General features: G+C 70.8%; 11 protein-coding genes. 1 reads left to right on the plus strand and 10 read right to left on the minus strand.

What is annotated here, in order from left to right; translation table 11 throughout:
- Positions 1 to 25 precede the first annotated feature (25 nt).
- The 5 genes from ACFVX6_RS06505 to ACFVX6_RS06525 all read right to left on the minus strand — a co-directional run bounded on the left by ACFVX6_RS06505 (position 26) and on the right by ACFVX6_RS06525 (position 3,469).
- A complete protein-coding gene (locus ACFVX6_RS06505) occupies positions 26 to 229 on the minus strand; it encodes a CsbD family protein (RefSeq protein ID WP_389688598.1) in 204 nt (67 codons plus the stop codon).
- Positions 230 to 849: 620 nt separating this feature from the next.
- Positions 850 to 1,467 carry a DUF5133 domain-containing protein gene (locus ACFVX6_RS06510; RefSeq protein ID WP_389688600.1) on the minus strand — a complete coding sequence of 206 codons (618 nt, stop codon included), beginning with the start codon at positions 1,465 to 1,467 and terminating at the stop codon, positions 850 to 852.
- Between the two features lie 169 nt (positions 1,468 to 1,636).
- Entirely contained in the window at positions 1,637 to 2,452 is an 816-nt protein-coding gene (locus ACFVX6_RS06515) for an SDR family oxidoreductase (protein WP_389688602.1), read from the minus strand.
- A gap of 17 nt (positions 2,453 to 2,469) precedes the next feature.
- Entirely contained in the window at positions 2,470 to 3,168 is a 699-nt protein-coding gene (locus ACFVX6_RS06520) for an HAD family hydrolase (RefSeq protein ID WP_389688604.1), read from the minus strand.
- A gap of 115 nt (positions 3,169 to 3,283) precedes the next feature.
- Positions 3,284 to 3,469: an SRPBCC family protein gene (locus ACFVX6_RS06525; protein WP_389688752.1), complete on the minus strand. Its 186-nt coding sequence runs from the start codon at positions 3,467 to 3,469 to the stop codon at positions 3,284 to 3,286.
- Between the two features lie 248 nt (positions 3,470 to 3,717).
- On the opposite strand from ACFVX6_RS06525, the gene ACFVX6_RS06530 reads away from it, so the two are divergent.
- Entirely contained in the window at positions 3,718 to 3,900 is a 183-nt protein-coding gene (locus ACFVX6_RS06530) for a hypothetical protein (protein WP_389688606.1), read from the plus strand.
- Positions 3,901 to 3,985: 85 nt separating this feature from the next.
- Here ACFVX6_RS06530 and ACFVX6_RS06535 read toward each other — a convergent pair whose 3' ends face one another.
- The 5 genes from ACFVX6_RS06535 to ACFVX6_RS06555 all read right to left on the minus strand — a co-directional run bounded on the left by ACFVX6_RS06535 (position 3,986) and on the right by ACFVX6_RS06555 (position 13,263).
- Complete coding sequence (locus ACFVX6_RS06535; protein WP_389688754.1) at positions 3,986 to 6,211, minus strand: RICIN domain-containing protein; 2,226 nt, start codon at positions 6,209 to 6,211, stop codon at positions 3,986 to 3,988.
- Positions 6,212 to 6,326: 115 nt separating this feature from the next.
- Positions 6,327 to 7,715 carry a ricin-type beta-trefoil lectin domain protein gene (locus ACFVX6_RS06540; protein ID WP_389688608.1) on the minus strand — a complete coding sequence of 463 codons (1,389 nt, stop codon included), beginning with the start codon at positions 7,713 to 7,715 and terminating at the stop codon, positions 6,327 to 6,329.
- A complete protein-coding gene (locus ACFVX6_RS06545; protein WP_389688610.1) occupies positions 7,712 to 8,986 on the minus strand; it encodes a ricin-type beta-trefoil lectin domain protein in 1,275 nt (424 codons plus the stop codon). The genes ACFVX6_RS06540 and ACFVX6_RS06545 overlap by 4 nt, the downstream gene beginning before the upstream one ends.
- Before the next feature lie 324 nt (positions 8,987 to 9,310).
- On the minus strand, positions 9,311 to 11,443 hold the full coding sequence (locus tag ACFVX6_RS06550) for a S9 family peptidase (RefSeq protein WP_389688612.1): 2,133 nt from the start codon (positions 11,441 to 11,443) through the stop codon (positions 9,311 to 9,313).
- Positions 11,444 to 11,481: 38 nt separating this feature from the next.
- Entirely contained in the window at positions 11,482 to 13,263 is a 1,782-nt protein-coding gene (locus ACFVX6_RS06555) for an N-acetylglutaminylglutamine amidotransferase (RefSeq protein WP_389688614.1), read from the minus strand.
- Positions 13,264 to 13,597: the final 334 nt, after the last annotated feature.

The following is a 13,597-nucleotide window of genomic DNA, read 5'->3' on the forward strand; positions in this document are numbered from 1 at the left end:
GGGGGCGAAGACGGCTCGGCGATCGTCACACCTCGTCGTTGCGACCCTTCAAAGAGTCCTTGGCGCCGCGGGCGCGGTCCTTTGCCTCGGCCATGGCTTCCTTTGCCTTGCCCTTGGTCTCGTCCACCTTGCCTTCGGCCTGCATGCGCTCGTTACCGGTGACCTTGCCGGCCGCTTCCTTGGCCTTGCCCTTGGCCTGTTCCATCTTGCCCTTGGCCTTCTCAGTCATGGGAAAATTCCTTTCAGAGGGCTCCTCAACGCAACGCGTGGGCCTCATGCCGGCCTGCGGCGCGCCGACCGGCTCAGTGGGGAACCCACGTGCCGGACCGGCCCGCCCGGTGTGCGCAGCGATGGCAGTCGACTGCCTGCCTCGCCAACCGCCTGCCCACGTTCTCCCGGACAAACCCACTGGAGCCCGCCCACATCCCCCGCGGCGCCGGAAACCCTCGGGCAGCACCCGCACCCGGCTTTCGCCCCACTGCTGCCGTTCGTCGTACGCCGCCGTGCGATCGCGCCGACCCGTGTTCGCGTCCCTGACCGACCGCCCCCGGCCGTGCGATGTGGCATGCGGAGCGGCATGCGGAGCGCAGAAACCGCGGCCCGCATGCCGCTGACTCCCGAGCGGGGCCGCCTCAGCTGCGGCCCTGCTCCTGCTTACGACTCGACTTCCCTTCCTTCGCCGCCTTCGCCGTTCGGCGCTGCGCCCCGGTGTTGGGCGTCAGGACGTCGCCTGCCTCACCACCCTGACCTGTGGGAATGATGGCTTCCTCAGCCTGCTGCCGAGCTTCCGGGTCCCACTTTCGCCTGGAGCCTGCGACGGGGTGGTGGTGCGAGGGTGCTTGTTCTTGCTCACGGTGCGCTCCGTAGTGGTGCCGTGTCAGTGTCAGCCAGAGCGGTTGCGCAGGACCGTGCGGGGCCGGACGACTCGGACGGCTCGGACGGCTCGGAGGGCGGGAGCAGGTGGGTGGCCACCAGGTGCTCGGCGGCGGTGAGCGCGCCGTGTGCGCTGCGCTGCCCCATGAGCACGCACAGGGTGTACACGGCATCCTCAAGTGCGGCGCGCTGGGTGGGATCGTCGGGCGCGGTCATAGTGCGTCGCCGCACGGCCCTCAGGTGACTCAGGTGGCCGCGGAGTACGAACGGGGTGGGCAGGAGTGCGGCGGTTCCCGCCGACAACGGCGTCGGAGGCACCTGGGCGTAGCCGATCACGGTGCGCAGCGCCTGTTCGAGGGCCGGGTCGACCTCTCCGTCCGGGCTGTGCATCGCGGCGGCGGTGGACGCCATCACCTCAAGGGTGACGCCCGCCGCCTGGGCTGCGCCCAGGATGATGCGACGAGCGGTCTCCGCGGTACAGGGCACGAGGGCCATGACCACTCCGGTCGCACGCCCGAGCACGGCCCGGGTCGTCGCGGCCGCTGCGGGGCCGCCGTCTGCCGCCGCGGGGTGGGGTGCCGGGGTCTGATTCATCCGTCCGCTCCTCGGGCCGCTGTGGGTGGTGCCGCTGTTTAACACCCAGGTCGACGGCTGCCGTGCGTACACGCCAGCGCCGACATGACGATCCCCCCGAACCAGGGGCTGCGGGCACGCTCCGTTGACCCTCGCGGGTGACGCTGGACCTGCGGGTGCGCATCGGGCCTCAAGGGCGCCGCCAGCCGTGGTCCGCCAGGTGGGAGCCCGCCATCGGCCCCATGCGCAGCATTCCGCCGTCGACCGCCCAGGAGGCGCCGGTGACGTACGAGGCCCCTTCCCCGGCGAGGAAAGCGATGACGGCGGCCACCTCCCGGGCGTCCCCGGGCCGGCCCAGCGGGACGCCGGGGCGCGACGTACGGCGGACGTCCTCGTCCTCCTGGCCGGTCATCGGCGTGGCGATCTCTCCGGGGGCCACCGAATTGACGGTGATGCCGTACTCGGCCAGCTCCAGAGCCATGACCTGGGTGAGCAGACCGAGTCCTCCCTTGGCCGCGCAGTAGGGGGCGGCGCCGACCCGGGGCTGGTGTTCGTGCACGGAGGTGACGTTCACGATCCGGCCTCCGTTCCCCTGGGTGATCATCCGGCGCGCCGCGTGCTGGGAGCAGAGGAACGGTCCCACCAGGTCGACGTCGAGCACCTGCCGGACGGTGGCGAGGTCGATGTCAAGGAACGGCGTGGCCGTCCCGGTGCCCGCGTTGTTGACCAGCACGTCGATCCGGCCCAGTTCGTCGGCGAGGTGGTCGATCACGCCCGCGGCCTCCGGCAGCTCCGTCAGATCGAGCCGTGCCACCGGCGCCTGCCGTCCGTGTGCCCGGACCTCTGCCGCCGTGTCCTGGGCGCCCTTCTCGTCGGTGTGCCAGGTGATGCCGACATCCATCCCCGCCGCGGCCAGCCACACGGCGGTGGCCCGGCCGATCCCGGAGGCCGCCCCGGTGACGACCGCGGCCGTGGGCCGTCGCCCTTCGACGTGGAAATCCGTCATGACGGCGGGCCCTTCTTTCACGAGTCGGTCGACGCCATGGGTGTGGCGGAGGCGACACTGAGGTCGAACGGGCTGTGGTCGAGGTGTTCGAGGAGGTCTGCGGGGTGCCGGTAGACGGCGCGGGCCCCGGACTCCTCGAGGTCGGCGCGTGGGATCCCGCCGCACAGCAACCCCACGCAGGAGACGCCGGCACGGACGCCCGCCCTCATGTCCCAAACGGTGTCGCCCACGAATACGGCGCCGTCCGCGGGTGCGTCGACGAGGTCGAGGGCGTGGTGCACCGGGTCGGGTGCGGGCTTCCCCTCGTCGACGTCGTCGGAGGTAGCCGTCGCCGCGACGACGTCGTCGGCCTCGATGGCCCGGCGGAGCGCGTCCAGCTCCGCGTCCTTCGCGGAGGTGACGAGGACGATGCGCCAGCCGCGGCGGTCCAGCTCGCGCAGCAGCTCTGCTGCGGAATTCATTGGGGGAAGCCGGTCGAAGTACGTGCCGTACAGGGTGTCGTGAGCCGCCCCGAGCACCTCGTCCTGGCTCGTGTCGCGGTCTTCGCCCAGCAGGTGCGCAAGCAAGTCCTCGCCGGGAAGGCCTATCGCCCGGTGAATGGCGTGCATCTCGACGTCGTGGCCGGCTTGCCGAAGCGCTTCCCACCAGCACGTGACGTGCAGGTGATTGGTGTCCGTGAGCGTTCCGTCCACGTCGAACAGCGCGGCTCGGTTCATGGGTGCGCTCCTCTCGCAGTGGTGTGGGCGGCACCGGGGCGCCCCGGGGCACCAACCTGCCCCGGGGCGTGGACGTCAGCCGCGCGGCGTCGGGTCCGGCGGGATGCCCCCGGACCTACGTGCGTCGGCGTCCGTGGGGGCGACCCGCCCACGCCAGCCGCCGCTCTCCTGGCCGCGTTCCTCGATGAAGCCCTTGAACTGCTTCCACGCCTTCCATGAAGCGGGGGAACTCCTCGAACTGGGTCCATTGGTTGTAGACGCTGCCCACGGGCACGTCGATGTCGATGGATTCCTTCACCATGCTCACGAGGTCTCTCCTCCCTGGGCGACCAGGCCGGCCACATGCCGGCTACGCGGCGCCTGCCCGGCACACGACGCTTCAATCCCGGCGGCCGCCGCACGAGGTGATCCATGTCCCGCGTGCCCAGGAGGTGGGCGAGCGGTGTCTCGTAGGACAGTGGCGGGGCGGTGCGCTCTCCCCCGCGGCGGCGGTGCCTGTTGTCGCACCACGGGTACGTCCGGCTGCGGCGGCAGGTGCACACCGCGACCATGAACGAACGCAACAGGGCCGGGGCGCTCGCGCAGATCCGGTCGCAGGCCCCGCGCCCGTCGGGGCCTGCGACCCAGGCCTGCTCGGGCCCGTGCGTGGGCAGCCTGGTCTCCCGGGAGGGGACGTACGGCGGGTTCGCGATGACCAGGTCGTACCGGCGCCCCGCCCTGCACGCCGCGTAGTCGCCGTGCTGCACGCGCAGGGGCAGCCGCCGGCGCAGGGCGTTCAGCCGCGCCCACAGGATCTACAGCCGTGCTGCGTGGCGCCTCACGGGTAGCTCACCAGGTTGGCCACGTTGGTGGACGCGTTGGAGGGTCCGCCCCGGTCGTTGATGACGTGCCGGATGGTCCCGGTGCCGCCGAGCGAGACGGTCACCATGTTCTGGAAGCGCACGTTGGGGTTGTTGGGGGCCTCGAAGGCGCGCTCGGCGGTCACGCCCGGGTTGACGTTGAAGTAGCAGTAGCTGCCCAGCCCGTACGCCTGGTGGCTGGTGACCGAGTTCGCGACCTTGTACGCCGAGTAGCCCTGGGTGGAGCCGTTCATCCAGGCGGCCTGGTTCGGCGGGTCGTACGGCATCTCGTTCTGGTAGAAGTACGTCCGCCCGCCGTTGCCGTTCCAGATGGTCTGGTGCTTCTGGTAGTGCTCGACGAACAGGCCGTACATGGTGACGTCGTCGCCGTTGACGACGAGCCCCGTGTCCGCCGTGTTGCTGTTCCAGCCGATGCCGCTGCCGTGGTCGCCGCGCCAGATCCACATGTGGTCGCCGATGACGTGGTCGCTGTTGACGACCAGGCTCGTCGTCGCCTTGCCGACGGCGGCGCCACCGACCCGGAAGTAGACGTCGTGCAGAGAGGTGGGGTTCGCGGCGTGGTTCGCGGCAGCGCCGGCCGGGCCGACCTCCATCAGGGTCTGCGAGTTGGTGGTTCCGGCGTCGAAGAGGACACCCGCGACCTTCACGCCGTCGACATCGGCGACCGTCATGGCGGTGACACCGTTGTCAGGAATGAAGGTGGCGAGGCCGAGTCCGAGGACGACGGTGTCGGGGCGGGTCACCTTCAAGGTCTGGTCGAGGTGGTAGACACCGGGAGTGACCAGCAGGTTCTTGCCCTCGGCCAGTGCGGCGTTGATCTGTGCGGCCGTTGCTCCGGCCTTGACGACGTAGAACTGGTCCATGCCGAGCGAGCTGCCCGCCGCGCTCCCGTTCGCCCAGCTGGTGGCCGTGGAGTTGGTGCGCAGGGACGGTACGAACACCTTGTACGCGCCCGCACCGTCCACGTACAGGAAGGGCTTCTCGCGGACCGTCGGCGTCTGGTTCACCGTGGTGTACGGCGGATTGGGAAAGGTGTTGCCCGGCACGCCCTGGCTGCCGACGAACACCATGTTCCAGTTGGAACCGGTCCAGCTGCCGAGCTGGGAGTTGCGGGTCAGCCACTGCTGCTGGGTGCCGGACCGGACCTGTCCGTCGATCTTGCTGTCGGCCATGAAGCCGCCGCTGGCCCAGCCGCCGTCGCTCAGTTCGAGGTTGCCGCGGACGTGCATGCGCCGGTACCCGGACGCCTGCGAGACCGCCCACCGGTCGGTGCCACCGGTCGGATTCACCGACAGGTTCTCTGCGCCGCGCCAGAAGTTCTGGGTGGCGTTCTGCGGCGGGAACCAGTCCGCCTCCACGTGCACGGCGCCGTTGATCGTCACCGAGTCGGGCGACTGGCCGAGGCCGAGGACCTGGGTGTAGAAGCCGACGTTGACGTCGTTGCTGTACGTACCCGGCTTGAACATCACGGCGTAGCGCTGGGAGCCGAACTGGTTGGTCTCCTGCTGCTGGAAGACGGAGTTCAGCCGGCTCTGGATGGTGGACGACGGCATCGACGGGTCGAAGACGACCACGTTCGGGCCGAGGTCGACATCCCCGGGCGCGGTGTTCACGGGCGCAGCCTGGAAGCGCTGGGCCGCCGTGCCGTTGCAGGTGTACTGCACCAGCTGGACACTGTCGGCCGTCGATGCGGCCGGGACGTCCAGGCATTTGCCGCTGTGGCGGTTGACGAAGTGGTAAGCGCCGCCGCCCTCGTCGACGGCTTGCCACTGCTGGTTGTTGCCGCCGCCGTACGCCCAGAGGTGCACTGCCGCGTTGTCGGCCGAGGAGGTGTCGCTCACGTCGACGACCTGGGTGCTCGCATTGCGGTTGCCGATTCGCACGAAGCCGTCGCTGGTCGGCGTGAAGCTCCACTGCTGCGCGGTGCTGTTGTTGCAGGAGTACTGCTGCACCGCCGTGCCGTTCGCGGTCGCGGCCGACCGTGCGTCCAGGCACTTGCCGCTGCCGGCATTGACGACGGTGGACCAGCCCGTGGGGAGGTCGGCGGCCGCCTCCGCGGAAGCGTTCGGGGTGGCGGCCAGTGGGGTGGCGGCCTGGCTGGGATGAAGGGTGGTGAGGACCGAAGCGGCCGAGGCGGCGACCACGAGGGCCGCGACCCAGGGCCGTGTGACGCGGGCCCGGATTGCGCCATGGCGAACCGCTCCGGGCGTGCGTGGGGAGCTGAGCACGTTTTCTCCTGTGCCGGCTGTACGGCATGAGTGGGGGTGGGGGGAGGTTGGGGGGCGGGGACGGGAGGGGTCAGCCGTTGTACTGGGCGAGGACGCGGGTGAACTCCCACGGCTGCTGGGAAACGCCCGAGCAGGTGTCGGCTCCGCCGCCGGTGCAGGGCCGGTCACGATTGACCGACCAGAAGGTCAGCCGTGCGAGGTGACGCTGTTGGGCGTAGCCGAGAATGGTGCGGAAGTCGTCGACGGTGACCGTCTCGCCGTTGTCGGTGATGCCGTTCATCGAGGAGATGCCGGTGTGGCGGTAGGCAAGGTCGTCCGAGTACCCGTAGGCGTTCTTGACCGCGTTCTTGAGACCCTCGGCCGCACGGACGGTGAGCTGGCCCATGTTCTGGCCGGCGCCGCCGAAGTTGAACGGCATGATCGTCCAGCTGTCCACGGTCAGTCCGGACGCGGCTGCCTTGTTGATCAGGCTGCTGTCGGGGCCGTTCTGCCCGGTGCCGAAGGTGACGTACACCTTGATGCCGGGGTTGTTGGCCTTGACCGTCTTCAGCGCGTCGACCGTGCGCTGCTGGACGGTCGGGCTGTCGTACGCCGCCGCCTCGATGTCGATGTCGATGGCCTTCAGCCCGTACGCGTTGATGACCTTCTGGTACGCCGCAGCAAGCTCGCCCGCGCTGCCGCAGGAGCTCTCCAGCTTGTTGCCGCTCCAACCGCCGAAGGACGGGATGACGTCGCCGCCGTTCGTCCGCACGGTGCTGACCGTCTGCTGGTCGACACCTCCGGTCAGCGGCCGGCTGCCGTCCCACTGCGGATTGCAGTAGCCGTTGCTGAGGACGAACGCGAGGGTGAACCACTTGACGCCGGTCGCGTTCGTCACGGTGGTGGGGCTCGGCGGACTCCCCCAGCCGTTGTAGAGGTACGGTGCCACGGCCATGGCCCCCGGTCCGGGTGCCGGGGTACCGCCCCCGCCCGGCGCCGTCCACTTCTGGTTGGCGGCGCCGGTGCAGCTCCATATCTGCAGCCGGGTGCCGTTGGCCGAGCTGTTGCCCGTCGCGTCCAGGCACTTGTCCGCCTGCGGGTTGACGATGTCGCGGGCCGCGGTGGCCGACCACTGCTGGGCGGCGCTGCCGTTGCAGTCCCACAGCTGGATCCGGCTTCCGTTGGCGGTGCCGCCCGAGGCCACGTCCAGGCATTTGCCGAGCGCGCGGATCGTGCCGTCGCCGACGACGTTCCACTGCTGTGCGCTGGTGCCGTTGCAGTCGTAGAGCTGCACGGCGGTGCCGTTGGCGCTGCTCGCCCCAGCGACGTCGACGCACGTGCCGCCGAGGCCGGTGATCTGGCCGGTCGCCGCTGCCGCGCCGGTCGCGGGACTGCCGCTCAGACCGGCGACGAGGGCGGCTGCCGCCACTGTGCCCAGCGCACCGCGCGCCGTGGGCCTGGGCAGGAGTCTCGTGGTCATCGGGTCACCGTCCACTTCTGCTGGGCGGCTCCGGTGCAGGTCCATATCTGCAGTCGGGTGCCGTTGGCCGAGCTGCCGCCCGAGGCGTCCAGGCACTTGTTCGCCTGCGGATTGACGACGTCCTGAGCGGCGGGGACGGCCCACCGCTGGGCGGCGGAACCGTTGCAGTCCCACAACTGGACCGGCGTACCGTCGGCCGTACCTCCCGAGGCCACGTCCAGGCACTTGCCGAGCGCGCGGATGGTGCCGTCGGTGCCCACGCTCCAGCGCTGGGCGGCGGTCCCGTTGCAGTCGTAGAGCTGTACGGGGGTGCCGTTGGCGGTACCCGCCCCCGCGACGTCCACGCACTTGCCGCCGAGGCCCGTGATGGGGCCGCCGCCACCCGGCTGACCGCTGTCGGTGCTGACCCGTACGTAGTCGACCAGGAGCTGCTGGGGGAAGACCGTGCTGCCGTTGGGGTCTCCGGGCCAGTAGCCGCCGACCGCCAGGTTGAGGATGAGGAAGAAGGGCTTGTTGAAGGCCCATTGCTTTCCGCCGAGGTCGGCGGGGGTGCGGCGCTGGTAGACGGTGCCGTCGACGGACCAGGTGATCGCGTTGGGGCTCCAGTCGACGGCGAAGGTGTGGAAGGCGTCGGCGAACACCTGACCACCGGGTAGGGCGTACCCGGCGCCGATTCCGCCGGAGCCGGAGTACCCGGGTCCGTGCAGGGTGCCGTGGACGGTGGATGGCTCGAAGCCCACGTTCTCCATGACGTCGATCTCACCGGAGTTGGGCCAGCCGACCTGGCCGATGTCGCTGCCCAGCATCCAGAACGCGGGCCACATGCCCTGTCCGCGCGGGATCTTCATCCGGGCCTCGACCCGGCCGTACGTCGTGGTGAACTTGCCGGCTGTGTTCAGCCGTGCGGAGGTGTACTCACATCTGCCGTACCAACACTGATAGTCGGCCGGGTTCTCACCGCGGGCGGTGATGGCCAGGTGGCCCTGGCCGTCGAGGGCGGCATTGCGGTTCCCCGCCGTGTAGTACTGCCGCTCGTGGTTGCTGACGTTGTCGCCCGTCTCGATCTGCCACTTCCCGCCGTCCACGGCGGAGCCCGCCGGGCCGTCGAACTCGTCGGCAAAGGTGACTGCGGCCGCCGCTGCGGCCGCAGTCGCGGGTGGCCGCGCCGCCGGTGCGGGCGCACCTTGCGCAAGTCCGGTGGACAGCGACGCGAGGGTGAGGGCCGAGACGAGAGACAGCAGCAGTCGTCGGGATAAGTGCGGAGGGTGCATGACTCTCCCTTCCAGGGAGCATGAAGGACGTGGCGCCCCGTGGCATGCATATGACAAATACCGAGGGCGCGCGAACCCTCGCGGCTGGTGCGCCGACAGGGATTGACGGTGAGAAGTCGAGCCCGGGGGCCCTTTCATCACAAAGTGATTTAAGTAGTGAACGAAAAACCTGTCAAGGGCTTGGTCTGGACCACATTCATGAACGCAGCCACATCAGGCGATCCGTCGCGCTCGGTGGTGGGCGGCCAACGCATCGAGTACCGGCGCCTTCGACTGGTCCATGCCTCGCGCCTGCCCCGGGACCGTCGGCGAAAGAGGACACCGTCACGGGGTCGGACCGAGATGCCGCTCCAGCCAGTCCGCGGCGGCGCGCCGGTAGAGACGCCGGTTGTCCGCCCGCAGGAATTCGTGGCCCTCATTGCGCAGCGTCAGCACCCGTGCAGGCACGCCGCGGTCGCGCGCCGCGCGGACGAATTGCTCCGACTCCGTCGGCGGCACGTTCGTGTCGTGCTCCCCGTGAACGGCCAGCACTGGGGCGCGCAGCTGATCGATGCGGCTCATCGGGGACAGGGAGCGCAGCAGTTCCCGGTCGCGTTCGGGGTGCCCGTACTTGGCGGCTGCGGACTGCGCGATCCACGGTTCCGTACCGGCGAAGAAGGTGGCGAAGTCTGACATTCCGCAGACCGCGACGCCGGCCCGGAAGAGGTCTGGGTGCCACACGAGGGAGGCCATGGTGAGGTAGCCGCCGTACGAGCGGCCCATCACCCCGAGCCTCAGGGGGTCGGCGTACCCGAGCGAGACCACGTGTGCGGCGCAGTCGGCGACGTCGTCGATCGCCGCGAACCGGCCGGCGCCGAGGTCGGCGTCCACGAAGGACCGGCCCCAGCCGGACGAGCCGCGGACGTCGGGGGCGAACACGTCCAGGCCCCTGCCGAGGAGTTCGTGGTAGAGCGGATTGAAGACGGGTCGTTCCTGTTCCTCCGGCCCGCCGTGGAGGTGGATGACGCAAGGGGCCGGCCGGCCCGGGTCCTGCTCCGGCGCACGGTAGTACCAGCCGCCGAGTACGAGCCCGTCCCGGGCCTCGCAGCGCAGGGGCACCGGGCGTACGGGAGGCCGCCCCGGCGGGACCGCGTCCTCGTCCCGCGCCGACCAGCCGGTGCGCGCGGGGACGAGTGCCTCGTCCAGTTCCCAGATGCCGGGCCTGCGCCCGGATCCCGAGAGGGCGGCGAACAGCGCGCCGCGCTCCACGGGCGCGATCCGGGTCACCACCTCGTGGGGCAGGACGGGACGGTGGCGCGGTCCGATGTCGCCGACCGTACGGTCGAGGGTGAGCCCCACGGTTTCCAGCTCGGTCGCGCCGTGCGCGTTCCAGGCGAGCGCGGCCCACCGGCCGTGGTCGGGCACGCTGAGCAGATCGAGGGCAGACTGCTCCCGCTCGGCGGCGACGGACAGCCCCCGGGACCTGCCCTCCTCGTTCAGCCGTACCTTCAGCAGGGCCGCGAACTCCCGTTCCGCGTCACTCCGCAGCCAGAGCGTCCGCGCGTCGGCGGAGAACCGGCCGATCCAGGGGTCCCCGTCGGCGACGTGCAGGGCGAAGGTGGTGCGGCCCGCAGCCGTGTCGAGTACGAGGGCCTCCCGTCGGCCGCGCGGGCCTCGGCGGACGAGCGCGAGGCGGCCGTCCGCGCTCATGTCGCACACCCGGAGAGAGGCAGCTCCCTCCTCGCCGAACAGCAGGACCGGTGCGGTTGCCGAGTCCGGGTCGACGAGATAGGCCGCCAGCCCGCCACTCCGGGCCGGCCCGAGGGCGGGACCGTCGCGTTCGGACGACGCCGCGCCCGGTGTCCCTCCGCCGGTCGGCGACGCCCCCTCCCCTTCTGACAGCAGGTGCCCCGGTCCGGCGTGCTGCGAGTGCACCCGGGAGGGCTGGGCGACCGTGACGGCGAGGGCGGTGCCGTCACGCGTCCAGCACCCGAGGTGGGCCGAGCTCCCCGGCTCCGCGCCCGCGAGCACCTGACGTCCGGTGCCGTCCGGGCGCACCACCAGCACCCGGGTGTGCTCCCCGCCCCCCGGCGCCGAGGTGTAGGCGATCCAGCGCCCGTCCGGCGACCAGGACACCTCGGTCACCGGGTCGGGATCGCCGTCCAGCACGTGCACCTCCGTCCCCCGGGCGGGCCCGCTCCACAGCTGGGGGACCCCGGCCCGATCGCAGATGAACGCCACGTGCTCGCCCGTCGGGTCGGCGGACGGGTACCAGCATCCGTGGGCGGCCAGGAGGGTCGGCGGGTCGACGCCGCGATCGGCCATCCGAACCGGCGCCGGGGCGGACGCCGGGGCCGACGCCGGGGCCGGACCGGGCAGAGGGTCTTCTGCCGGGAGCCCTCCGGCACCGGGGGGACCGGCCGCCCCGCGGGGCGGTCGGTGCGCGCGCCTCGGACGCTTCGTGTGGTCCAGGGGCATGGGCCGCCTCTCCCAGGCTTCCGCTTCAGGCCGACCGCTCACGTGATTCCGTGTGTCTGCAGCCAGATTTCCAACGACGCTACCTGCCACAGGGTGTTGGCCCCGCGTTTCGTGCGGTGGCGGTTGGGTGCCTCCAGCAGCTCGTGGACCAGGCGCTGGTCGAAGATGCCGCGTCGGCGTGCTTCCGGGGCCGTGAGCGCATGGCGTACGCGAGCGAGCACGGGTTCGGCCATGTGCCGGACCGCGGGAACGGGGAAGTAGCCCTTCGGTCGGTCAACGACTTCGAGGGGCAGGATCTTGCGTCCGATGTCCTTGAGCACGGCCTTGCCGCCCTGTGCGAGCTTGAGCTGGGGCGGGCAGGCCGCGGCCAGTTCGACGAGCTCGTGGTCCAGGAAGGGCACCCTCGCCTCCAGGCCCCAGGCCATCGTCATGTTGTCGACCCGCTTGACCGGGTCGTCGGGCATGAGCGCGTGGATGTCCATGCGGAGGGTCGCATCGAGGGCGGTCGTGGCCCCCGGTGCGGCCATGTGCGCCCGGACGAACTCCATCGAAGCGTCGTGGCCGGCGGTGAGGCCGGGGTGCAGCATGGCGGTGAGTTCGGCGTGCGTCCGGTCGAAGTAGGCGTCCGCGTACGCCTCGTCGACATCCCGCCGGGCGGCCGTGGCGATCTGCGGGTACCAGTGGTAGCCGGCGAACACCTCGTCCGCGCCTTGGCCGCAGAGCACGACCTTGACCTCCTTGGAAACCTGCTCCGACAGCATGTGGAACGCCACGGCGTCGTGGCTCACCATCGGCTCGCTCATGGCCCCGATCGCGGCTTCCAGCGCGGACGGCAGCCGGTCGGACGGGATCATGTGCTGGTGGTGGTCGGTCGAGAACCGTCGCGCGATCAGGTCCGAATACCGGAACTCGTCTCCGTCCTCCCCGTTCTCCGCCTCGAAGCCCATCGCGAAGGTCGCGATGCCCTCCTGTCCCGCCTCTGCGAGCAGCGCCACGATCAGGCTGGAATCCAGCCCGCCCGACAGGAGCACGCCCACGGGGACGTCCGCGACCGTGCGCCGCCGGACCGCCGTGCGCAGCGCGTCGTGCACCGCCTCCTGCCAGAGCGCCGGGTCCTCGCCGAACTCGGAGTGCCGGGTGTACGACGGCTGCCAGTAGCAATGATCGCGGTGCGTACCGTCTCGCTCGACGACGCGGACGGTGGCCGGCGGAAGCTTGCGTACGCCGTTCAGGACGGTGCGGGGCGCCGGGACCGTGCCGTGCCAGCTCAGGTACTGGTGCAGCGCCACCGGATCGAGAGAGGTGTCGACGCCTCCGCCCGCCAGTAGTGCGGGCAGCGAGGAGGCGAAGCGAAGCCGGCCGCTGTCCTGCGCGGTGTACAGGGGCTTGATCCCCAACCGGTCACGGCCCAGTACGACCCGCCCGGTGTGGTGTTCGACGACGGCGAAGGCGAACATGCCGATGAGGGACTCGACGCACTCCCAACCCCACTCGGCGTACGCCTTGACGACCACCTCGGTGTCGGAGCGGGAGAAGAAGCGATGACCGAGCCGTTCCAGGCGGTCACGCAGCTCACGGTAGTTGTAGACGCAACCGTTGAAGACCGCGGTCAGTCCCAGCTGCGCATCGGTCATGGGCTGGGAGCCCCACTCGGAAAGATCGATGATCTTCAGGCGCCGATGCCCGAGCGCCACCGCGCCCTGCGACCACGCCCCTCTGCCGTCCGGTCCCCGCGACTCCAAGGTGTCGGTCATGCGTTCGACAGCGGCGAGGTCCGGTCGCCGGCCGTCGAAACGCACCTCCCCGCTCAAGCCGCACACGGGGAACCTCCCACGTGCACGGCGCCTCGGGGGCGCCGTCGGCCCCCCAGGGCCTCGCTCATCGTGGAGCACCTGGTCACGTACGCCATCAGTACACTCCCGTGCCCTTTCGGCCGACGATGGGCAAGCCGGCCCGAACAGGCGATCGACATGTGAGGCGCCTGCCCACCCGAGCGTCCCTTAAGCGGTCGCTCTTCCTGCCGCCCCCAGGACCGCGCTGCCGATGCCGGGGCCGATGCGGTACCGCGCCGGAAGCCCGGGCCTGGGCCCGCCACCGGGAGAAGGCGGCGGCAGGCACCTGACGCCTGAGCCGCAGGGCGTGAGCGCTCCCGAG

Origin of the sequence: Streptomyces sp. NPDC058289 (assembly GCF_042880975.1) — a bacterium.
Lineage (GTDB): Bacteria > Actinomycetota > Actinomycetes > Streptomycetales > Streptomycetaceae > Streptomyces > Streptomyces stoeckheimensis.

What these genes read in the sequence shown, in the direction of transcription:
- ACFVX6_RS06525 (WP_389688752.1), bottom strand. Translation starts at nt 3,469, where the DNA reads ATGGTGAAGGAATCCATCGACATCGACGTGCCCGTGGGCAGCGTCTAC.
- ACFVX6_RS06540 (WP_389688608.1), bottom strand. Translation starts at nt 7,715, where the DNA reads ATGACCACGAGACTCCTGCCCAGGCCCACGGCGCGCGGTGCGCTGGGC.
- ACFVX6_RS06510 (WP_389688600.1), bottom strand. Translation starts at nt 1,467, where the DNA reads ATGAATCAGACCCCGGCACCCCACCCCGCGGCGGCAGACGGCGGCCCC.
- ACFVX6_RS06530 (WP_389688606.1), top strand. Translation starts at nt 3,718, where the DNA reads ATGAACGAACGCAACAGGGCCGGGGCGCTCGCGCAGATCCGGTCGCAG.
- ACFVX6_RS06515 (WP_389688602.1), bottom strand. Translation starts at nt 2,452, where the DNA reads ATGACGGATTTCCACGTCGAAGGGCGACGGCCCACGGCCGCGGTCGTC.
- ACFVX6_RS06550 (WP_389688612.1), bottom strand. Translation starts at nt 11,443, where the DNA reads ATGCCCCTGGACCACACGAAGCGTCCGAGGCGCGCGCACCGACCGCCC.
- ACFVX6_RS06505 (WP_389688598.1), bottom strand. Translation starts at nt 229, where the DNA reads ATGACTGAGAAGGCCAAGGGCAAGATGGAACAGGCCAAGGGCAAGGCC.
- ACFVX6_RS06545 (WP_389688610.1), bottom strand. Translation starts at nt 8,986, where the DNA reads ATGCACCCTCCGCACTTATCCCGACGACTGCTGCTGTCTCTCGTCTCG.
- ACFVX6_RS06520 (WP_389688604.1), bottom strand. Translation starts at nt 3,168, where the DNA reads ATGAACCGAGCCGCGCTGTTCGACGTGGACGGAACGCTCACGGACACC.